General features: G+C 41.4%; 18 protein-coding genes. 1 reads left to right on the forward strand and 17 read right to left on the reverse strand.

Features of this window, described 5'->3' with window-relative positions:
- Positions 1-36: 36 nt before the first annotated feature.
- Complete coding sequence (gene mtaB / locus G622_RS0103815; RefSeq protein WP_026509592.1) at positions 37-1383, reverse strand: tRNA (N(6)-L-threonylcarbamoyladenosine(37)-C(2))-methylthiotransferase MtaB; 1347 nt, start codon at positions 1381-1383, stop codon at positions 37-39.
- Between the two features lie 91 nt (positions 1384-1474).
- Between mtaB and G622_RS0103820 the strand changes: the two genes are divergently transcribed.
- Entirely contained in the window at positions 1475-1705 is a 231-nt protein-coding gene (locus tag G622_RS0103820; RefSeq protein WP_026496052.1) for an HPr family phosphocarrier protein, read from the forward strand.
- Between the two features lie 122 nt (positions 1706-1827).
- Here the strand turns inward: G622_RS0103820 and thiI are convergent, their stop codons facing one another.
- The 16 genes from thiI to asnB form a co-directional block, all read right to left on the reverse strand.
- A complete protein-coding gene (gene thiI, locus G622_RS0103825; protein WP_026509593.1) occupies positions 1828-3033 on the reverse strand; it encodes a tRNA uracil 4-sulfurtransferase ThiI in 1206 nt (401 codons plus the stop codon).
- A 49-nt stretch (positions 3034-3082) separates the two neighbouring features.
- Positions 3083-4291, reverse strand: coding sequence for a cysteine desulfurase family protein (locus G622_RS0103830; protein WP_026509594.1), 1209 nt, complete (start codon positions 4289-4291; stop codon positions 3083-3085).
- Between the two features lie 33 nt (positions 4292-4324).
- Complete coding sequence (locus tag G622_RS0103835) at positions 4325-5113, reverse strand: RsmE family RNA methyltransferase (protein ID WP_026509595.1); 789 nt, start codon at positions 5111-5113, stop codon at positions 4325-4327.
- 63 nt (positions 5114-5176) lie between these two features.
- Positions 5177-6235 carry a 50S ribosomal protein L11 methyltransferase gene (locus tag G622_RS0103840; protein ID WP_026509596.1) on the reverse strand — a complete coding sequence of 353 codons (1059 nt, stop codon included), beginning with the start codon at positions 6233-6235 and terminating at the stop codon, positions 5177-5179.
- 133 nt (positions 6236-6368) lie between these two features.
- A complete protein-coding gene (dnaJ, locus tag G622_RS0103845) occupies positions 6369-7544 on the reverse strand; it encodes a molecular chaperone DnaJ (protein WP_026509597.1) in 1176 nt (391 codons plus the stop codon).
- 404 nt (positions 7545-7948) lie between these two features.
- A complete protein-coding gene (gene dnaK / locus G622_RS0103850; protein WP_026509598.1) occupies positions 7949-9826 on the reverse strand; it encodes a molecular chaperone DnaK in 1878 nt (625 codons plus the stop codon).
- A 140-nt stretch (positions 9827-9966) separates the two neighbouring features.
- Positions 9967-10674 carry a nucleotide exchange factor GrpE gene (grpE, locus tag G622_RS0103855; RefSeq protein WP_026509599.1) on the reverse strand — a complete coding sequence of 236 codons (708 nt, stop codon included), beginning with the start codon at positions 10672-10674 and terminating at the stop codon, positions 9967-9969.
- A 20-nt stretch (positions 10675-10694) separates the two neighbouring features.
- Positions 10695-11726 (reverse strand): heat-inducible transcriptional repressor HrcA, encoded by a 1032-nt coding sequence (hrcA, locus tag G622_RS0103860; protein WP_026509600.1) that lies wholly within the window; start codon positions 11724-11726, stop codon positions 10695-10697.
- A gap of 409 nt (positions 11727-12135) precedes the next feature.
- Entirely contained in the window at positions 12136-13764 is a 1629-nt protein-coding gene (locus G622_RS0103865; protein WP_026509601.1) for an IS1182 family transposase, read from the reverse strand.
- Positions 13765-13956: 192 nt separating this feature from the next.
- Positions 13957-14526, reverse strand: a complete 570-nt coding sequence (locus G622_RS0103870; RefSeq protein ID WP_049945664.1) for a DUF6465 family protein — start codon at positions 14524-14526, stop codon at positions 13957-13959.
- 89 nt (positions 14527-14615) lie between these two features.
- Positions 14616-15812 (reverse strand): pyridoxal phosphate-dependent aminotransferase, encoded by a 1197-nt coding sequence (locus G622_RS0103875; protein ID WP_026509603.1) that lies wholly within the window; start codon positions 15810-15812, stop codon positions 14616-14618.
- 44 nt (positions 15813-15856) lie between these two features.
- The gene (locus G622_RS0103880; RefSeq protein ID WP_026509604.1) at positions 15857-16807 is read right to left on the reverse strand and encodes a glycosyl transferase GT17 family protein; all 951 of its coding nucleotides are present in this window, start codon (positions 16805-16807) and stop codon (positions 15857-15859) included.
- Entirely contained in the window at positions 16797-17855 is a 1059-nt protein-coding gene (locus tag G622_RS24265) for a glycosyltransferase family 2 protein (RefSeq protein WP_026509605.1), read from the reverse strand. The genes G622_RS0103880 and G622_RS24265 overlap by 11 nt, the downstream gene beginning before the upstream one ends.
- Entirely contained in the window at positions 17852-18628 is a 777-nt protein-coding gene (locus G622_RS0103890; RefSeq protein WP_242832948.1) for a DUF5672 family protein, read from the reverse strand. The genes G622_RS24265 and G622_RS0103890 overlap by 4 nt, the downstream gene beginning before the upstream one ends.
- Positions 18615-19661 carry a glycosyl transferase gene (locus G622_RS0103895; protein ID WP_026509607.1) on the reverse strand — a complete coding sequence of 349 codons (1047 nt, stop codon included), beginning with the start codon at positions 19659-19661 and terminating at the stop codon, positions 18615-18617. The genes G622_RS0103890 and G622_RS0103895 overlap by 14 nt, the downstream gene beginning before the upstream one ends.
- A gap of 2 nt (positions 19662-19663) precedes the next feature.
- A complete protein-coding gene (asnB, locus tag G622_RS0103900) occupies positions 19664-21550 on the reverse strand; it encodes an asparagine synthase (glutamine-hydrolyzing) (protein ID WP_026509608.1) in 1887 nt (628 codons plus the stop codon).
- Positions 21551-21664 lie beyond the last annotated feature (114 nt).

Here is a 21664-nt window from a genome sequence, read left to right on the forward strand (position 1 = left end):
CGATACTTAGTTAAGTATAATGATAGTACAAATCCCTTAAATAAGCAATGTATCGTCTCTTAAGAAACTATTAAGCGTATGTTCTGTTATGCTTCCTGATACGATATTTAAGGCTTTTGCATCATCCTCTTTAACTGCGACTCTTATATATCTGGTAGTGAGTCCGATCATATACTTTCTGCCATCAATCTCTTCAATATCCTCCCACAATACCTTTTCCGTTTTACCAAGGAAGCTTTCACGGTATTTTCTGGATTGTTCCTTTGTCATAGTTAAGAGGACATTACTTCTTGCAGTCTTTTCCCTATCAGTAAGCTGATCTTCCATTTTGGCAGCCACTGTTCCTTTTCTCGGAGAATACTTAAATACATGCATTTCATAGAAATTAATATCCTCTGCAAACTGTCTGCTCTCCTCAAATGTAGCTTCAGTCTCTCCCGGGAATCCAACTATAATATCTGTTGTTATGGCAGGAAGCTCATAGGCTTTCCTTAAAAGTCTTACGCTTTCACTGTATTCTTCAGCAGAATAATGTCTGTTCATTCTCTTTAGTGTATCGTTACTTCCGCTCTGAAGTGAGAGGTGAAAATGAGGACACACCTTGGGAAGAGCAGCCATTCCCTCTGCCATTTCAGCTGTTATTATTCTGGGTTCAAGTGAGCTGAGCCTTATTCTCTCTATTCCATCGATTGCATTTAGTTTCTGCAAAAGCGGAAGAAGGGCTGACTCGCCTTTATCCACACCGTAAGAGCTTATATGAATACCTGTAAGAACAATCTCCTTACAGCCATCCTTTGCAAGCTTTTGAACCTCTTCCACAATATCAGATTCTTCTCTGCTTCTGATTCTTCCTCTTGCATAGGGAATTATGCAATAAGAACAAAACTGGTTACAACCGTCCTGAATCTTAATATATGCTCTTGTATGTCCCGGCATACTTTTAAGCTCCATGCGCTCATATTGCTGTGCAGGGTCATTAATCTCAGTAACACTGATGCCTCCTAAAAGCTTATCAGTATCCTCAGCCTCTTCCTCCTGCTCCTTGAAATACTCGCTTAAAATCTCTACTATATCTGCCTTTTTATTGTTTCCCACTATAAGGTCAACGCTGTCATCAAGCTTTACACCATCCTTATCAGTCTCGACATAGCAGCCACATGCAACCACTATCGATTCCGGATTTCTGCGCTTAGCCTTATGAAGCATCTGTCTACTTTTATGGTCAGCAATTGCTGTTACGGAACAGGTATTTATGATATATATGTCAGCAATTTCATCAAATGCGACAATTTTATATCCATTTTCTTGTAACTTTTGTCCCATAACATCCGTCTCGTACCTATTAACCTTGCATCCAAGACTGTGTAAGGCGACACTTTTCATATTAAACCTCCACTATTTTTGTAACGTATATATCATTGACTTTTAACGTCCTTCCGTTTATTATGAAACAAAAGAAGGAGGTATTTGCGCAATGAAAACCGTAAAAATTTCTTTAAACTCTATCGATAAGGTTAAGTCTTTTGTAAACGATATTACAAAGTTTGATTATGATTTTGACCTTGTATCAGGTAGATATGTAATTGACGCAAAGTCCATCATGGGTATCTTCTCACTCGATCTTTCAAAGCCGATCGACCTGAACATCCATGCTGAAGATGGCGCCGATGAAGTATTGGCAATCTTGAAGCCATACATGATTTAATCTAAAAAACTACTTAAAACCTGCGATTAATATCGCAGGTTTTTTTAGTTTAAACAAAGCACTTAGTGCGAGCAATGCAAAGAGGTACTTTCAAATTTAGTGAAACTTGCCGGGCAGCGCACTTAGTTTACCTCAATCTCCAGAATCTCATCTGTATCGAGTGCTGTCTTTACTAGTTCATCTATTTTTTCATCAAGACGATGTTCATGGGAACGAATTACTTCAAGTCTCGGCTTTGTTACAGGATGCTTTGCAACAAATATTGTGCAGCAATCCTCATAAGGAAGAATTGAAGTCTCATAAGCATCAATCTTAAGAGATATATCTACAATATCCTGCTTATCAAATGCAATAAGTGGTCTGTAAACAGGCATATCTGTAACAACTTCATTAGTTGCCATAAGACTTTCCATAGTCTGTGATGCAACCTGACCGATACTCTCACCGGTTATAAGCCCCATACATTTATTCTGAGCTGCAATAATATCAGCTATTCTCATCATGTATCTGCGCATGATGATAGTAAGCTCATCATGCGGGCACTGTTTATATATATACATCTGAATATCGGTAAAGTTAATGATATGAAGTCTGACTTTACCTGTATACTTGGCGATAACTTTTGCAAGATCTATTACCTTCTGCTTTGCTCTCTCACTGGTATACGGAGGTGCGTTGAAATATACTGCCTCAATCTCAGCGCCTCTCTTGGCAATCATATAGCCTGCAACAGGAGAATCTATACCACCGGAAAGGAGAAGACAGGCTTTTCCACTGGTTCCGATAGGCATTCCTCCGGGTCCCGGAATTATCTCAGAATAGATATTTACCTTCTCTCTGATCTCAACACTTATAAGGATCTGAGGATTTCTGACATCAACCTTCATCTCCGGATACGCATCCAAAACCTGTGCTCCGATTTCAGCTGCAGCTTCCATAGAATCAAGGGGATATGTCTTATCAACACGTCTGCACTTAATCTTAAAGGTCTTGTTTTTATCCGGATAAACTCCGTCAATGAACTTAATAACTTCCTGTGAAAGACCATTTATATCAGGGAGCTTGCCGTTGCCATCTCTCTCAATGCATACCGCAGGGCAGATTCCTGTTATACCAAAAACTCTCTGCAGTGCAGCAACAGTTTCATCAAAATCAAAGCCTTTGGCATTTAAATATATTCTTCCGGATACTCTGAAGATGCTGAATTCACCCTCGCAGTTTTCAAGAACTCTCTCCATCTGTCTAACAAGGGCTTCCTCAAAAAGATATCTGTTCTTACCTTTTATTCCGATCTCAGCGTATTTTATAATAAATGCATGGTATTGCATAAAAACTCCTTTTTTACTAAAACAATTCTGATAAACTACTTTTTCAAAATCATCGTCTTGAAAACTGCCTGAGCATTGGCACTATATCTGCAAATGCTTTTACAGTATCATCTATTTCCTGCTCTGTCGTAAATTCTGACATACTGATACGAACCGTACTGTCCCAGAATTCCTTTGGAAGGTTTATCGCCTTTAAGGTTGCGGAAATGCTGGGATGATTGGATGAGCAGGCACTTCCTGCAGACACATATATTTTTTTATCCTCAAGAGCGTGTAAAAGGACTTCTGCCCTTACGCCCTTTACTGACACACTTATAATGTGCGGCGCTGTTTTTGAAATAATGTCGCCTAGCTCTTCATCAGAAAGTGAGCTGATGCTTCTCTTGGAAGTATCAATGCCATTTATTCTCACATCTGAAAGATTTGATAAAAGTCCCTTAATAAGTCTGCTCTTTAATGAATACAGTCTGTTTGTCTTCTCATCAAAATCTTCGTATATTTCCTCAGAGGCTCTTCCCAGGCCGGCTATTCCCGGAATATTCAAAGTTCCCGAACGCATTCCTCCCTGCTGGCCTCCGCCATAAGAGATAGGAAGTATTCTTACGCAGTCCCTAATATATAAAAATCCAATTCCCTTAGGACCATGAACCTTATGTCCACTCACAGACATGAGATCAATTCCAAGCTGCTTTGGAATAATACTGAGTTTACCGTATCCCTGAACAGCATCAACATGGAACAATATCCTGGGATTAATTCCGTGTATTATGGTTCCTGCTTCCTTAAGCGGCATCAGTGAACCTATTTCGTTGTTTACAGCCATGATTGAAACAAGTATGGTATCTTCTCTTATAGAGTTCTTCAGCTCTTCAAGGTCAATTACGCCTTCCTCTGAAACCTTAAGGTATGTAACCTCAAATCCCTGTTCCTCAAGATGTTTCATGGAATTCAAAATTGCCGGATGTTCGATTGATGTGGTTATAAGATGTTTGCCCTCTCTGTGATGAGCATATGCACCACCGATTATCGCAATATTATCTGATTCCGTACCACCTGATGTAAATAGAATTTCCTTAGGCTTAGCCTTTAGAGTCTTTGCAATCTTCTCAGTAGCCTCCTTCAGATACTGCTCTGCTTCAACTCCCTTGTGATGCATACTTGAAGCATTACCATAATCCTCAGTCATTGCCTTTATGCAAATATCAGCTACGTCATCATAGACCTTTGTAGTTGCTGAATTATCTAAATATATTTCCATTGTTCCAACCTGTTTTTATCGATAAAAAATTTTTCAAACTTCAAGATTATACATTAACCAGGCAAGCATTGTAAAGCCTGCTGTCTCTGTGCGAAGAATACGTTTCCCCATAGTTATGGACTTAAAGCCGTTTTCACCGGCATACAAAACCTCTTCTTCTGAAAAGCCGCCTTCCGGACCGACAAAAATTCCTATACTCTGTCCCGGCTTAATTGAACTAATAAGCTGCCTTGTATAATCCATTCCCTCAGCCATCTCATAAGGAAGAAGCTTTACATCCAGATCTTTTGCATACTGCACTGCCTCTTTAAAGGTCATAGGCATGGTAACTTCCGGAATAACCGCCCTTTTACTCTGCTTTGCAGCAGCCTCTGATATAGCTGACCATCGTTTTATTTTTGATGCAGACTTTTTATCATCAAGCTTTACTACGGATCTCTTCATTTTGACAGGAACTATCTGATATGCCCCAAGCTCCACTGCCTTCTGAATTATAAGCTCCATTTTATCAGCCTTGGGAAGCCCCTGAAAAAGATATATCTTAGATGGGAGCTCAGCGCCTGATTCCTTTATAAACCTGAGTTCTCCCACAAGTTCCGTCTGGGAAATCGATTCTATTCCAAATCTGTACTCTTTCTGCGTGCTGATAACAGTATCATCCACAGACTCTGCGCTATCCTCTCCATCAGTAAAGCTCACGGAGAATTCTTCTCCTGCCTTCATTCTGAGGACATTAACCATGTGATTATAATTGTCACCGGTTATTATTATTCTTTTCCCATCGTCTATAAGCTGACCACTCTCAGCAAAAAAATGGTACATAACATCTCCTACATTCTGCACAAAAGCCCATTTTTACAGGTGCTTTTTCTAAATTAAGCTTCTTTATTTTCTGGAAATAACAGAAACCCACTCACCCTGTTTTGCAGTCTCGATAATAGTAAGACCAGCATCCTCGTGGGCTTTTCTTATCACTTCCTCTTTTGCCTCTATTATTCCGGAGGTAATATAAATACCTCCCTCCTTCAAAAGTCCGGGAACTATCGGAGTAAGCGGCACAAGGACATAGGGAAGAATGTTTGCTACCACAATATCATACTTTTCTTTACCGACAGCATCCTGTACTTTCTCATCATCAATAATGTTACCGATGATCAGATCAAAATCCTTATCTGCTATATCATTGCCCTTCTTATTATCAGCAACTGCCGGTTCAGAGCAGGGATCAAGATCTGTTCCAACGCAATGTCCCGCACCAAACTTCATAGCAAGGATAGACAGTACTCCGCTTCCTGTACCGACATCAAGAACCTCCGCTCCGGGAGTCATATATTTTTTAAGTGCTCTGATGCAAAGCTGTGTGGTCTCATGCATACCTGTACCAAATGCCGTACCGGGATCTATATGAAGCAATGTTTTTGCTTTCTCCTTATCCTCATCACTTGGCTCCTCCCATGAAGGAATAACAAGCACATCATCAACAAAAAATTTATGGAAATACTGTTTCCAGTTATTAATCCAGTCCACGTCCTCTGTCACATCCACAGATATGGTTCCATCTCCAATATCAGAGAATGTCCTAAGTTCATCAAGCACCTGCTTAATAGAAGCCTTCATCTCATCAGGTGTCTTTTTAACCTCTGTGTCATCGCCATTCTCATCATATTCATGAACAGTAAGCGTATTGTCGTCATCTACCTCTACAAAGAAGTTCAGGAATGCACATCCATCATCTATGCTGGAATCTATCATTGTGCTGTCAACACCGGTTTCTTCATCATCAGCATCCTGCAGATCATCAGTAAACATCTGCTCCTTATCAGCTGCTGTCAAAGGAGCATTATCTTCTATCTGAGCCCCCTCAAGACCGATATCAAGCATACTGCTGACAATAATATCCTCAGATTCCTCATTAGTTTTAATTCGAAAGCGCATCCACTTCATAGTTTTCACCTCTAAATATATCTATATTAATCAAATAGGCAGCTGCGTGGCAATGCCCGGTTTTATTCGGGATATTTCATAGCTCCCGTCCTATGTACAAAAAGCGGAGAGTGTATTGCTCCCCGCTTTTAAATTATTTCTTTTTACCGAAAAATCCGCCTTTTTTCTTGTTGTCATCATTTCCATCTTTATTACCGGAAATGCTGTCAGCAGCATGAAGGCTGTCTCCCGTCTTTTCATCAAATTGCTTCAGAAGTTCCTTAGCTTCCTTTGAAAGCTTATCCGGAACCTGAACTACAAGTGTTACATAATGGTCACCACGAATGTCCTTGTTCCTGAGTGTAGGAACTCCCTTTCCGCGAAGTCTGACCCTTGTATCTGTCTGTGTGCCGGCCTTAACATCATAGAGTACTTTGCCGTCAACAGTATCAATAGCAACTGTTCCGCCCAGTGCAGCTACTGCATAGGACATAGGAACTGTTGAAAAAATATCATAATCCTGACGCTGGAAAATAGGATGATCTGCTACGATAACCTCAACAAGAAGATCACCTCTTGGTCCTCCGTTTCGTCCGGGCTCGCCCTTTTCACGGATTCTTACGCTCTGTCCGTTATCTATACCTGCAGGAATTGAAACCTGTATTCTCTTGGTACTGGAAACATATCCTGTACCGCCACAATCAGTACACTTATCCTTAATAACCTTGCCACTACCGTTACAATCAGGACATGTCTGAACATTTCTTACTGTTCCAAAGAATGACTGCTGTGTAAATACAACCTGCCCCTTACCACCACACTTAGGACACATCTGGGCAGTTGTACCTGGCTTAGCTCCGGTTCCCTTGCAGGTCGGGCAGGGATCCTTAAGTCTTAGCTCTAATTCCTTCTCGCATCCGAAAACCGCTTCCTCAAAGGTTATGCGAACACTTGCACGAATATTGGCTCCCTTTGCAGGGCCACTTCTTGCACCCTGACTTCTTCTGCCACCTCCAAAGAAATCTCCAAAGATATCTCCGAAAATATCTCCAAAATCAGCACCATTAAAATCAAATCCACCGTAACCGCCAGCTCCCTGATCAAATGCAGCATGTCCGAACTGGTCATACTGACGTCGCTTCTCCGGATCACTAAGTACCGCATATGCTTCTGATGCTTCTTTGAATTTATCTGCCGCAGCAGCATCTCCGGGATTCATATCCGGATGGTATTTTTTAGCAAGAACACGGTATGCTTTTTTTATCTCATCATCACTAGCTCCCTTGCTTACGCCAAGGACCTCGTAATAATCGCGTTTCTGATCTGCCATGTCTTTCACCTCTATAAACTCTAATTTTAATCTGACCAAGTCCGGTCGGATACGGATACCGTATGCTCTCCAAAAATCTTACCTAACGGTAACCGAAACCTTATATATACAATAGTTTTCACAGGACTATCTTAAACCTGAAAAATTAAGTGCTTTTTAAGCATATATAAAGACGCTAACGCCCAATCCATCTTATATTATGTATTGGGCATTAGCAATCATTTATTTATTAAAGTTTTATGAACGAATTGATTATACGTTACTGTTCACACCTTACGGTGCTCACAGCAACTGGATTTGCCCATTCCAGTTGCCTTCGGCAAAGGGGCAAATCCTATATTCAAGACGTAGAACATTCTCACGCTCAGCGCAGCAAGTGCGCAGAGCTGTCTGAACAGTAACGATTATACTTCTCTGTAGTCACCGTCTACTACATCATCGTTTGAGCCTGCATCTGTGCTCTGAGCACCTGCTCCGCCCATGTTCATGTCGGGGCCTGCCTGCTGACCAGCTGCCCCCTGTGCGCTCTCATAAACCTTTGCGAACAGTGCCTGTGCATCTGTCATGAGCTTTTCCTTCTGGCTCTTGATTGTATCGATCTCGCTGTCAGTAAGCTCACGATCCTTAGTCTGCTCAAGTGTATCCTTAAGAGCCTTAAGATCATCTTCTACTGTCTGTTTCTGAGAAGGATCAATCTTATCGCCTACTTCCTGAATAGCCTTCTCTGTCTGGAATACGAATGAGTCAGCTTCGTTGCGGGCATCAATGCCTTCCTTACGCTTCTTATCCTGAGCCTCATACTCCTGAGCTTCCTTGATAGCCTTATCGATATCCTCGTCAGACATGTTGGAACCTGCAGTAATTGTGATGTGCTGCTCCTTACCTGTTCCAAGATCCTTAGCTGATACGTTAACGATACCGTTTGCATCAATATCGAATGTAACCTCGATCTGAGGGATTCCTCTCATTGCCGGAGGTATTCCATCAAGACGGAACTGTCCAAGTGACTTATTATCCTTAGCGAACTGTCTCTCACCCTGAAGAACGTTGATATCAACTGCTGTCTGGTTATCAGCTGCTGTTGAGAACACCTGGCTCTTCTTTGTAGGAATTGTTGTGTTACGCTCGATAAGTCTTGTAGCTACACCACCCATTGTCTCGATTGAAAGTGAAAGAGGTGTTACATCAAGAAGAAGGATATCGCCTGCACCCTCATCACCTGCAAGCTTACCACCCTGGATACCTGCACCTATAGCTACGCACTCATCAGGGTTGAGGTTCTTTGAAGGCTCATGTCCTGTAAGCTGTTTAACCTTCTCAACAACACAGGGAACACGTGTTGAACCACCAACAAGAAGAACCTTGCCAAGGTCTGAATAATTAAGACCAGCATCCTTCATAGCGTTCTGAACAGGGATAGCACTTCTCTCTACAAGATCATGGATAAGTTCTTCAAACTTAGCTCTTGTAAGATCCATATCAAAATGCTTAGGACCTTCTGCTGTAGCAGTGATGAAAGGAAGGTTGATGTTTGTTGTTGTTGAAGCAGAAAGCTCTTTCTTAGCCTTCTCTGCAGCTTCCTTAAGTCTCTGCATAGCCATCTTATCGCCTGAGAGGTCTACGCCCTCTTTAGCCTTAAATTCTGAAACCATCCAGTCGATGATCTTCTGGTCGAAGTCATCACCACCAAGATGTGTATCACCGTTTGTAGAAAGAACTTCGATGACACCATCACCAATCTCAATGATTGATACATCGAATGTACCACCACCAAGGTCGTAAACCATGATCTTCTGCTCTTTCTCGTTATCAAGACCATAAGCAAGAGCTGCTGCTGTAGGCTCGTTGATGATACGCTTTACTTCAAGACCTGCAATCTTACCTGCATCCTTTGTAGCCTGACGCTGTGCATCATTGAAATATGCAGGAACTGTGATTACTGCCTCTGATACTGATTCGCCAAGATACTGTTCTGCGTCTGATTTCAGCTTCTGAAGAATCATAGCTGAAATCTGCTGGGGTGAATACTTCTTGCCATCAATTGTACGGCCATTATCTGTACCCATATCTCTCTTGATAGATGATATTGTATTCTCAGCATTTGTTACAGCCTGACGCTTAGCAGGCTCACCTACAAGACGCTCACCATTCTTTGTAAAAGCTACGATTGAAGGTGTTGTTCTTGCACCTTCTGCATTAGCTATAACTGTGGGCTTACCACCTTCCATAACAGCTACGCAGCTGTTAGTTGTTCCTAAATCGATACCTATGATCTTACTCATTTTATTTTCCTCCGTATGAATAATTTACATAATCAATTGCTATACGGATTGCTTCGATATGCTCCCGCAATCCTACAACTATTCGGAATCCGCATTAACATGCTACTTCCTCATTTTGTAACTATGAATTCCTATATCAATCATTTTGCAACGGCTACCATGCTGTGTCTGAGCACCGTGTCGTGATACATATAACCCTTCTGAAGCTCCTGGGCTACGAATCCTTCCTCATATTCTTCGCTGTCAACCTGCATTACTGCGTTGTGGAAATTAGGATCAAATTCCTTTCCGACAGCCTCTATGGGAGTTACACCAAGATCCTCCATCTGCTTCATGAGCTGCTTGTAAATCATGTTCATTCCATCAGCAAAAGCGGAACCCTTCTCTTCTTCGGGAACAGCAGCCAGTCCCCTTTCGAAGTTGTCTACAACGGGCAGAATCTTTTCAAGTACATTAGCTGCACCATTGTCAAACATCTGCGCCTTTTCCTTATCTGTTCTCTTACGGAAGTTTTCAAACTCCGCAAGCTGACGCATATATTTATCCTGCATCTCTTCAAATTTCTCTTTGAAGGGGTTCTTCTTTTCCTTTTTACCGAATATGCTCTTCTTCTCGCCTTCAGCATTTTCTGCTGCTTTATCAGTATTCTCAGCATTTGTTCCGGCAGTTTCATTCTCAGCAGCTTCTGCTTCTTCCTCAGCAGCTTCTGCTTCTTCCTCAGCGGCTTCTGCTACTTTATTAGCTGCATCAGCAACCTCTTTTGCCTTCTCAGCAACTTCCTGCTGAAGCTCCTTTGCTGTTTTCTTTCCGGACTCTGTGTTAACGTCCTTCTCTACTTCCTTACTCACTTAAAACACTCCTTATGGTTCTATTCTTTTTTATATAAATCATCCAGAGCTCTCATCATGTTTTTAAGTGCTCCGACAACTTTGTCATAATCCATTCGCTTGGGTCCGATGATACCCACCGTACCTCGCATGCCTTCACCCAGATCATATGTCGCTGTGACGACGCTGCAATCCTTCATGGACTGTACGGGTGATTCATTTCCTATATAAACCTGAATTCCTGTCTCTTCTGTGCTGGACTGAAGAGTACTCTCAACAAAGCTTGTAAGATCACTCTTATCCTCAAATGTGGTAATAAGATCGCTGGCCTTCTCCTTATCAGCAAGCTCAGGATATCGGAAAATGTTATTAGCTCCGCTTGTATATATCTGCAGGTCTTCATCTTCTGTAATTGCCTCAGCAGCGGCATCGATTATCTTACCTATGATATCGCTGTGGATTCCGGCCTCCTGCTTCATTGCCGTTATCAGTCCAAGGTTGATATCCTCTACCGACAATCCCGCAAGTCTTGTGTTTAACAGGATGTTAAGCTTTAGAATGTCTGCCTCTGAAAGCTCCTGAAAAATCTCAACCATGCGGTTCTTGATCATGTTACCTTCTATAACAATAGTTGTAAGCAGATGCTCTTCATCAACTCTTGATATCTGTACAAATTTCAGCTTATTCCTTCTGATCATCGGAGCCGAGATCATTGAAGCATAATTGGTATCAATTGCAAGTGTCCTTGCTACCTGCTTAAGGAGCTTCTCAAGCTTCTCTTCTTTATCAAGAAGCATCTCCTTCATGTTCTCAACTTCCTGTTCCTTTTCAGCAAGCATCTCGTCTACATAAACACGATATCCCTGATCTGAAGGAATTCTACCGGCAGATGTATGTGGCTGTACTATAAGCCCCATCTCCTCAAGATCTGCCATCTCATTCCTAATAGTGGCTGAACTAAGATTCAAGTCTGTATATTTAGAAATGGTTCTGCTTCCTACAGGTTCACCGGTCTCGAGGTAATTACGGACGATTGCATGCAGTATTTTCTTTTTTCTGTCATCCAGTTGCATCCATTCACCTCTTTCTTTTTATGTTAGCACTCATTAGAGTTGAGTGCTAACATCTTCTGAGAATAAGTTACCACTATAAATTAGGTATGTCAAGAACAAAGAGTCACTTTGTGACTCTTTACGCGTTGGTGCAAGCAAGCTTTAGCTTGCTAAATTCATCTGCGCACCAGTCGCATCCATAGCGGAGCGCTTTTTATTCAATAGGAAATCCGAAGGAATTTCCTATTGAATTAAAAAAATGGGGCTGTCGCATTAGATGATTAAATCATCTGGGCGATGGCCCTTTTTCAGGCCTAAAAATCGGTACTTATATCTGCTTTCTGCTCATATCTCATATTTTTAGAGTGACTTAATAGTCCGAAGATATCTTCGGATCAGATACAGGAGTTTGATTTTTAAGGATCAAAAATTATGCCGTTTTCTTTAGCTCAAAAAGATGAGTTCCTGTTCGGCCGGCCATGATCTTGTGATGCAGTTTATTGATATCGAATCCGATTGCAAGCAACACGCTTTGTGCAAGAACATTCTTCGTCCCCTTATACAAATATCTTCTGAAGTTCATGTCTTCTTTTACATTTGCAAATGAACCCTCCGCCTGAATGCTTCGGTTCATTCTGAGCTGCGTGCCGAATTCGCTGGTTATCCGCTTAAGGCATTCACTGCGCTTTTCTTCAAGCTTTCTCGAAACGTAAAGCCTTTTGTTCCTGTCTTCAAATGGTGTCTTGCAGTTGTTTCCTTTAATGCAATCTTTCTTGTACGGGCATTCCTTGCAGCTATCACATTCATACGTAGTGACACTTCTTGAATAGCCACTTGCTGTTTTTTCGTTGCGGGTAAAGATTGCCTTTAATTCTTTGCCATTCCTGCAAACATAAGCATCATCCTCACTGTCATAATCCATGTTTTCACGTCTGCTGATGTCATTTTTAAATTTCCTTGTTTTTGAAAGTTCATAATTCTGAGGTTTTATGTATGCTGTCTGGTCATTTTCCTCGACAAAAACATAATTCTCTTCACTTTCGTAACCGGCATCAGCCACGATGTTCTTGTACTTAAACGGCAGATGTTTTTCCATGTCATTGAGAAACGGAATGAGTGTCAGAGTATCTGTGGGATTTGGATATATATCAAGCCAGGTAACATACTCGGCATCGACACCATGCTGGAGATTATAAGCAGGTTTAAGCTGTCCGTTCAGCATGGCATCTTCTTTCATGCGCATAAAGGTTGCATCCGGATCTGTTTTTGAATAACTGTTACGATTTCCACACTTGTACAGCTTATATGTGTAATCCTTGAGTTTCTTTATGTATTCTTCAAGTGTTTCGACAGACCTTTGAAGAACAGTTTTTCTCTTTCCGGAGCCATAGACAAACTCTATTCCTTCATCATTCTTAATCTTGTAAAGTTTCTTTTTGAGTCTTTTTAATGTATGAAGTGATATCTGGTCATCATAGACAATCTTCAGGCCATAAAGTTCCTCGCACTCTGCGCAGAAGAGGCATATCTTCTCAGCCAGTTTTGCCATGTTTTTTGAAACTGCTTTTTTCCAGACAAAAGTATATTTATTCGCCACGGATTCAATCTTTGTGCCATCGATGAAGATGTTCTCCCCAGAGATTTCACCAAGATCAAGAAGGATTGTTCCAACCTGAGCCATCATCTGTTTTGAACACTGTGACAGATGCAGGGAAATAAACCTTGCAATGGTTGAATGGTCCGGTGCGGGCAAGCCTTCAAGAAGGTACATGAAATTGATATCACGCTTGCATGAGGTTTCTATGTCTCGAGATGAGAAGATTCTGTTCATTGCTGCATAGACTGCTATCTTCATCATATGACGGGGCGTTGCCTGGCCTTTTCTGATTCTTTCATATGTTGCATAAAGATCAGAAAGGTCCATCTCCTCCACGAATGCGCTTACCAGGCGTACCGGATCATCATCTGCTACTGATAGGTCTATGTCGAGCGGAAGTTTTATTTGATGATTTAAGGAAGAAAGGCTATAATTTCCTTGTAAGATTTTATTTAGTAGCATAAATATATTTTACAGCAAAGACCAGGCTTTTCGAAGCCTGGTCTTTGTGTTAATCAAGACTTTTAGCACTAAAAAGGGGCCTCGCACTAATTCTTAGTGCGACAGCCCCATTTGAATTTATTATATTATTGAAGTCCGATTCCCACGCTCTTCCCGGTAAAGCCAGGTAAAAACGCAATATTCTGATTCTCATTACAAAGCAAAATCAGCGTGAACCTCACTGTTTACTACAAAGTAAACTCTGCCATCTTCAGGCTTTACATAAAGCTCAAGAGTCTTGATCTCGGAAACATCTCTTCCAAGGTCATACTGCCATACATTCTTAGCATTCTCTACAAATGTGTCATAAGTAACACTCTTATCAGCATACTGAAGAACAACATTTGTCTTTGTATCAGGTGTCTTAGCAGCTGTAGCCTTCTTAGCAGGCTCTTTCTTTGCTGTCTCCTTCTTAGGCTCTTCCTTCTTTGCTGTAGCAGTCTTTGTAGCTGCTGCTTTCTTTGTTGCAGGCTTCTTTGCTGCTGCCTTAGGTTCTTCCTTAGTTACAGTTTCTGTCTTCTTGGCTGTAGTTTTCTTTTCTGCAGTCTTCTTAGCAGTAGTCTTCTTTGCTGCACTCTTCTTTTCAGCTGCCTTTGACTCATCTTTCTTAACTTCAGCCTTAGGTGCTTCTTTTACTTCTTCTTTCTTTTCTGCAGCAATTACCGGTTTCTTAATAGTTGCAATCGGCTTTAAAGCTGCTTCTCTCAACTTGTTTTCAGCCATATCTCCCTCTCTTTCCTCAAGGACGCATCCTTAGCGTTTTTGCAAATTTATCATTACGTTTTTGAGTTTAGTACAGTTTTCTCTAAAAGTCAACATTTATGCGCTTTTAGGCCTGCTTCTATTCTGTCAAGCGCCATTTTAAGCGTCTCCATGGATGAGGCAAACGAAATTCTCACGAATCCGGGCGCAAAATAGGCACTTCCAGGCATTGCAGCCACATGATATTTCTCCAAAAGATATTCGCAAAGATCTGTATCCTTTTCTATCAATTCGGCCCCTTCATATTCTTTTCCCAGAAAAGCGCTTATATCGAAAAATGCATAAAATGCCCCCTGGATATCCTGACAGATAACTCCCGGAATAGCCTTAAGCCTCTCCTGCACATAGTCTCTTCTCTTCTGGAATTCAGCAACCATCCTCTGCACAGAGTCCTGGGGTCCGTTTAAGGCTTCGACTCCCGCATACTGTGAAATACTGGGCGGTGTAGTAGTTGTCTGACTCTGAACCTTTACCGAATTGGCGATCACGTCTTTTCTTCCGCATACATATCCAAGGCGCCAGCCGGTCATGGAATAGGTCTTTGAAAACCCATTAACAACAATGGTCCTGTCCTTCATTCCTTCTATAGAAGATATGCTGAAGTGACGATTTTCTCCAAATATTATTTTTTCATAGATTTCATCGGAAATAATAAAGATGTCCTTGCGGACGGCAATACTTGCAAGCTCCCTCAGCTCATCCTCGGTGTAAACCCTTCCTGTCGGATTGTCGGGAGTGCATATTATAACAGCCTTTGTATGCTCATTACAAGCATCCTCAATGGCTTTAAGATCAAGTGAAAAATCAGAATTTCTATTAACAAGAACAGGCTTTGCACCTGCGAGAGTTATCATATCAGGATAGCTTACATAGCAGGGTGTGGGGACAATAACTTCATCACCCTCACCGGCCACAGCGCAGAGCGCAGCAAAAAGTGCCTGCTTGGCACCGACCATGACAGCAACCTCATTAGTCTCATAAGTGACACCATTGTCCTTACTGAGCTTATTTATTATAGCCTCCCTAAGAGGCGCTATACCGTTTCCGGCAGTATACTTTGTAAAATCTTCATTGATGGCCCTTATTCCCGCCTCCTTAATATTATCAGGCGTTGGGAAATCAGGCTCTCCCACATTAAGCGAAACGATGTCTTCGCCCCTTTTTTTCATCTCCTCCACCTTGGAAAAAAGTGCTGTGGTAGGCGAGACTCTAAGTGCAGACATCCTGGCAGATAAATTTGTACTCATAATCCTCCTCCGGACAAAACCATTTACAGTTGTTCCAAATACAGTTACTTAAGCATCCTCCTCAGCTTGTGATAAGCTTTTCTGCAAAATCTCCCGGCTGTGATATCAATCTTATGGTAAAGCCTTGAAAACGGTGTGATCACAGGCATCACAAGATAATCATATTCCCCAATATGCTCTCTCAAATACTCCGGGTAAGTTTCATCTATTTCAACTCTTTCGAATTTTGCATCTCTTCCAAATATATCCTGGCCAAGAACCAGACGATCCATGGTCTCTGCCAGTATTTCCCTGTCATTGTATTCCTGGTGTGCTGCAGCCTTAACCTTTACTCCAATCCTCTTTGCAGGATTATCCTCGTGCTGACCTCCCATGTATCCAAAATGCCAGCCTCCATCCTCAACCCTGATTGAGCGTTTGTCATCCACTGGCACCAGATCTCTTAACCTTACCATTCCTTCCTTTGGAATGTTGTCAATTGATGTAACCTTGGTTCCAAGCCACTTTCTCTCAGAATCCGGAATGTTTGGGAAATCACCGGTAATCGATAAAAGCTTGCCGGATTTTTCCTCCATATTAAAGAAAGCGTAAAAATTTCTCTGAGCCAGATGATAAACCTTTGTCTTATCAAAGTTATCGATTATATTTTTAAGTACTTTCGGATTGGGTATCTCATCAGCATCCCCAAAAAGAATCACATCATCACCTGTTGCTCCCACCTTCTGAAGCCCCTCGATCAGATGATTTTTCTGAAAATAATCCCTTTCGTGAGTAAGAGCTTCCTTAGGAGTATCAGTTACTACCACATACTCAATTCTGTCCAGGAACTCAATGAACTGTTCCTTATTCTTTTCAAAGCAAAGCTCCTTTTCCTCGCCGGAAAAAGTCATCGTTGCTTCTTCAATTATAAATTTATCCACATAAGGACTGAGTATGTTCAGCCTTAACTTTAATATGTCCACCTCATTAAAAAATGGGATGCAATCATATACCATTTTTCCTGATCCTCGCTTTAATAAAAGACTTTAATTTATGCTTTCTGCAGGAAAACATAAGAGCTCTTCCGGGATTATTTGCCATCTGAAGAGAATGCACAAAAACATCTTCCTCCGGAGCCCATTTGGGAAGTTCTCCCTTTGCATATTCAATATAAAAACCGGAACTCATCATTTCTTTGAGTCTCCTCTTAATATCAGAAACTTGAAGCTCCGAATACAAGAGCTTTTTTAGCCCGATCGTACAGGTAAGGCTTTTTCTTTGCCTGATGATATCTGCATATTCACCCTTGCACCACTTATCTGCATAGATATCAAAAACCTCCCAGGCCCTTGCCTGATTATTTATAAACTCCGGGTGATAGGAGCCTGTCAAACCTTCCTCATTTATTCTGTAAAGATACAGTATGCGGTCAAGATATGCAATACCCTTTGCTCTATCAATTATCTTTGCAGTCTGGAGAAGATCCTCTCCATGATTAAGTCTCATCTCCTCATCTCCCAGGACAATATCATAGGCAAGGTCTCTTCCAAGGCACTTATTCCACATTGCATTAAGTGAATCTCCGCAGCACATAAGTCTGTAAAAATCCTTCTTTTCAGTAGGCCCGTACACTTTATTTTCTAAAAACGGGAATTTAAACATCTTTTGCTTAGGTGTATCAAGCTCTGCCGCATTATATAGGATCACATCAGGAGTTACCCCCTTTTTATCATACATATCTACTGCTTCTGCAAGATCACTTACAAGATTTTCACAGGCCTTATCATCAGCATCCATGAAAATAAGCCACTCTCCCGTGGCTTTTCTTATACCCTCCTGCCTTGCCTCATAGGCAGATGCCTTTCCTATATGAAAACTAAATACAGCATCATTATCACCGGCAAATTTATCACATATTCCGGCGCTATTGTCATCTGATCCATTTTCAATAAGCAGTATCTCTATTGAAGTTTGCTCCGGAAGCCTCTGACCAAGCGCAGACAAAACTGACTCTTCTATGTACTTTTCAGCATTATGAACAGGAATGATCACTGAAAACTTCATGTAATATTGTGCTCCCTCTTCCATTTATCAGATCTTCGCCAGAAAAACAGTGCTGTAATCATATGCTTTAATCTCTTATCCGGGCTGTAGAACTTAGGGTAATCCTTATTTTCCCCCCACCACTTATGGAATACAAAGGGCTCAATCCCCTTATTTTCAGGAAGAGGATGCTCTCTTCCAAATTTCACCGCTGTCTCAATAGGTGCCCACTTAAGTCCGTGAGCCTCCATCTCATTTTTATTAAGGCAGCATAAAAATACATCCTCATTATAAAAACCATCATAGACCTTGCGCCATTCAAGATGATGCTTTACAGGATACTCCAGCAGCCTCTTTGACCTGATGGATACGCTGTTTCCAACCCTGCATATCTCTCCATTACTGTCCCTGTAAGCGTAATCATTTGTGGGAAGCGGCCAGGGTGAGCCTATATAATCATATTTCAAAAATTCATCCGACCAGTTCTCAGGATGAATAACAAAACCATCGGCATGTACTATGAGCACATAGTCGGTCTTAATATGCCTTCCCAGCTCATAGACCATTTTATAGTTGAATTTATCGATGTTATCAAGCTTTGTGGTATAGCTGAACCTTATGTCCTTTGGCAGATAAAACGGCTTCTTGTCAGTTATAAGTACCGCATCACCAAACTCTATATCCCGCATGCTATATTTCATAGCCTGTACTGTTTCATATATGTCAACGCTTGTCATCGCTGCAATCGTTACATTTGGAAGCCTCAGCTTCTTTTTGCTATCATTCATTTCCATAAACCTTTATTATTCCGCATCTTCTCTCCAGAGAACGTAATATCTTCAGAAGAAAAAATCTTCCATATATCAGCTTTCTCCTGATATTCTGGAAAAAGGTAACAAACCCGTTCGGTTTTATGTTTCTTCTTTTATACAGTGCGGATTTCTTTTTATATTCCTCCAGCTCTGCTCTGCAGTCTTCAGCCGTAAACAGTTCTCCCTTTTTATCCTGGTAGGTCAAAAAGCTGTAAATATTCTGCTCTGATGACCAGAATCCGTCTGAAACATTGTGCCTTGCCCAGTATTTGGGAGCTATGGCCTTCTTTAATTCCGTGCTGGACATCACCGGCATCATGGCAAAAGAAGAATTGGACAAAATAAGATATCTTGCATTCTTTATGGTGACATAGTCCTTGCCCATATCAAAATGGTGGCACTCATACTCAGGAAGAACCTTCCTGGCAGCCTCTTCGTCCTCAGTAACCACCATAAATCTCATCTTCGGATTTATTTTTTTCATATTCTTAATAGCATTTAGCCAGTAGCTTCTATCAAGAAAGAGCTCCGGTGCATTTGCGTACTCACCGCCTCTCATATTGATGATACAAAGATCATCGGCAGTATATTCATAGGACTCAGCCTCCTCTTTTACATGAAGCCAGTCCCTGATTTTATCCCTGTATTTCTCAAAATACGACTGATCCTGAAGATTACCGTATATAAGCGTATTATCTTCAATTTCAAAGAGCCTTGCGTCCGCACCTGAAATATAACATCCGTTTGTCATATCATGGACGGAATTCCCCATATACAGTCTGTCATCCTGCTCATGAAAAATATGATATTTCTCCATATCCTCCCTTGGAATCTCTATACCAAGATCGATATCCATGAAATACATTCCCTTATTTGAGTGGAATACATTTCCCACCTGACCGGGATTTACAAATCCAAAGGGGACACCTTTTTCCTCAGCCAGACATCTGGTTGTGACATAGAAAAAAAGCTGGTTTCCAAGCCCATACCCCTTAATAAATTCAGCACCTATCATAATTACCTCAAAAATTCCTCTTCATACCATTGCTGGAACATAAGAATATACCAGATCTGAATTCGATAAATTCCATTCTCTGTATAATCAGTCCAGATTTTCTCAACAACATCAGGGTCAAGAATGCCCTGCTGCCTGATCTTCTCCTTATCAAGGAGTCCCTCTGCCCATTCGCGAAGGTCGCTGTCCAAAAGCCATTTATCGATCGGGATAGAGAAGCCTTTCTTCGGGCGCTCCATCATCTGCTTTGGAACGTAGCGATATAAGACATCTCTCAGTACCTGTTTCCCAACATTGCCTTCCCTCAGATAGTCTATAGGAAGTGTCCAGGCAAACTCCACAACATCCTTATCAAGCATAGGCACACGGGTTTCTAAGGAAACAGCCATTGCTGTTCTGTCAACCTTAACAAGTATATCATCCGGATGATATACAAGCATATCCATCAGCATCGTCTCATGATTGACTTCGCTTAAAAATCCATTTTTTAGTTCAGTGTATTTATATGGAAGGGTTCCTTTTTTGAGTGCAATTTTCTTTGTAAGAGGATCTGTCTCATGCTCCATTCTGTGAAGTTCAACCGGTCCCTCTGCCCCAAGAATAGTACCCTTTATCCTGTAGATTTCTTTCTTTGACAAAGGTGATGCAAGAACAAGTGCACTTGCGGCTTTTCTCACAGGATATGGAATACCGTGCATCTTCCCCCAGATTCTGCTTATTGATTCATAGGATGTATATCCGCAAAACAGCTCATCTCCGCCATCACCGCTGAGCGATACCGTCACATGATCCCTTGTCATCTTACTTACGAGATATGTCGGAATCTGTGATGAGTCAGCAAAAGGTTCCGCAAACATATTTGCAAGCTTTGGAATAACTGCTTTTGCATCTTTCTCTGTAATATAAAGCTCCGTGTGCTTTGTCCCGAGATGCTTCGCAATCTCGCCAGCGTATACAGCTTCATTAAAAGCCTTATCCTCCATGCCGATCGTGAAGGTTCTGACCTTTCCGGGCTGCAATTCCTGCATGAGCGCCACTATCGTACTCGAATCAATACCTGCTGAAAGAAAAGCTCCAACGGGAACATCAGCCACCATCTGATCTTTAATGGACTCTTTTAAGAGTCTCTCCAGTTCGTCTGCTGCTTCCTTTCTGGTTCCTGTAAAGATATTATTCTGGCCCTTCTTCGCAACTTCCTTCATGGACCAGTATACCGTTTCAGTAGTTGTAAGTGTCTTTACATCAATAGTAAGGATAGTCCCTGCCTCAAGTTTATTTATATCCTTGTAGATAGTGTAAGGCGCAGGTATATACCCTTCTGTAAAATATATATCAAGAACATCTGTGTTAATGGCATTATCAAAACCTTCGATCACTCGAAGACATCCAAGGTCAGAGGCAAAAGCAAATGCTCCTGCAACTTTTCCATAATATAAAGGCTTCTCGCCGACTCTGTCCCTTGCCAGAGTCACTGTCTGAGTATCCTTGTCATATACCGCAATACCAAACATACCCTTACACAAAGAAAGCGCCTCTTTCATTCCATAATATTCAATGGCTTCAAGCAAAACCTCCGTATCAGAGCTTCCTCGAAAATCTGACTCTTTGGCATAGCCATCATTTATGAGCCTTTGCTTAACATCCTTATTATTGTAGATTTCCCCATTGTAGACCATTACCATTCTTCCTGAATGGCTGACCATAGGCTGTGCACCATTCTTGGACAAGTCCACAATAGAAAGGCGCCTGTGTCCAAGCGCCACTTCTCCGTTTTCACTTATGAAGGTTCCCCCATCATCCGGACCTCTGTGCAGCATACGCTCATTCATTTTCCGGATATTATCTTCTGCATCGCCACGGAACTTAATAAGTCCAGCTATTCCACACATACAATATCTTCCTCGTTGGTGTTATTTTTTCTTAGTTAAAAATCGGAAAGTAGAAATTCTATTTCACTAATATAACATGACTTCTTTAATGCAAACAAGAAAATGCACCAAAGA

It is taken from the genome of Butyrivibrio sp. LC3010, assembly GCF_000424385.1.
Lineage (GTDB): Bacteria > Bacillota > Clostridia > Lachnospirales > Lachnospiraceae > Butyrivibrio.

What these genes read in the sequence shown, in the direction of transcription:
- mtaB (WP_026509592.1), bottom strand. Translation starts at nt 1,383, where the DNA reads ATGAAAAGTGTCGCCTTACACAGTCTTGGATGCAAGGTTAATAGGTAC.
- G622_RS0103820 (WP_026496052.1), top strand. Translation starts at nt 1,475, where the DNA reads ATGAAAACCGTAAAAATTTCTTTAAACTCTATCGATAAGGTTAAGTCT.
- thiI (WP_026509593.1), bottom strand. Translation starts at nt 3,033, where the DNA reads ATGCAATACCATGCATTTATTATAAAATACGCTGAGATCGGAATAAAA.
- G622_RS0103830 (WP_026509594.1), bottom strand. Translation starts at nt 4,291, where the DNA reads ATGGAAATATATTTAGATAATTCAGCAACTACAAAGGTCTATGATGAC.
- G622_RS0103835 (WP_026509595.1), bottom strand. Translation starts at nt 5,113, where the DNA reads ATGTACCATTTTTTTGCTGAGAGTGGTCAGCTTATAGACGATGGGAAA.
- G622_RS0103840 (WP_026509596.1), bottom strand. Translation starts at nt 6,235, where the DNA reads ATGAAGTGGATGCGCTTTCGAATTAAAACTAATGAGGAATCTGAGGAT.
- dnaJ (WP_026509597.1), bottom strand. Translation starts at nt 7,544, where the DNA reads ATGGCAGATCAGAAACGCGATTATTACGAGGTCCTTGGCGTAAGCAAG.
- dnaK (WP_026509598.1), bottom strand. Translation starts at nt 9,826, where the DNA reads ATGAGTAAGATCATAGGTATCGATTTAGGAACAACTAACAGCTGCGTA.
- hrcA (WP_026509600.1), bottom strand. Translation starts at nt 11,726, where the DNA reads ATGCAACTGGATGACAGAAAAAAGAAAATACTGCATGCAATCGTCCGT.
- G622_RS0103865 (WP_026509601.1), bottom strand. Translation starts at nt 13,764, where the DNA reads ATGCTACTAAATAAAATCTTACAAGGAAATTATAGCCTTTCTTCCTTA.
- G622_RS0103870 (WP_049945664.1), bottom strand. Translation starts at nt 14,526, where the DNA reads ATGGCTGAAAACAAGTTGAGAGAAGCAGCTTTAAAGCCGATTGCAACT.
- G622_RS0103875 (WP_026509603.1), bottom strand. Translation starts at nt 15,812, where the DNA reads ATGAGTACAAATTTATCTGCCAGGATGTCTGCACTTAGAGTCTCGCCT.
- G622_RS0103880 (WP_026509604.1), bottom strand. Translation starts at nt 16,807, where the DNA reads ATGGTATATGATTGCATCCCATTTTTTAATGAGGTGGACATATTAAAG.
- G622_RS24265 (WP_026509605.1), bottom strand. Translation starts at nt 17,855, where the DNA reads ATGAAGTTTTCAGTGATCATTCCTGTTCATAATGCTGAAAAGTACATA.
- G622_RS0103890 (WP_242832948.1), bottom strand. Translation starts at nt 18,628, where the DNA reads ATGGAAATGAATGATAGCAAAAAGAAGCTGAGGCTTCCAAATGTAACG.
- G622_RS0103895 (WP_026509607.1), bottom strand. Translation starts at nt 19,661, where the DNA reads ATGATAGGTGCTGAATTTATTAAGGGGTATGGGCTTGGAAACCAGCTT.
- asnB (WP_026509608.1), bottom strand. Translation starts at nt 21,550, where the DNA reads ATGTGTGGAATAGCTGGACTTATTAAGTTCCGTGGCGATGCAGAAGAT.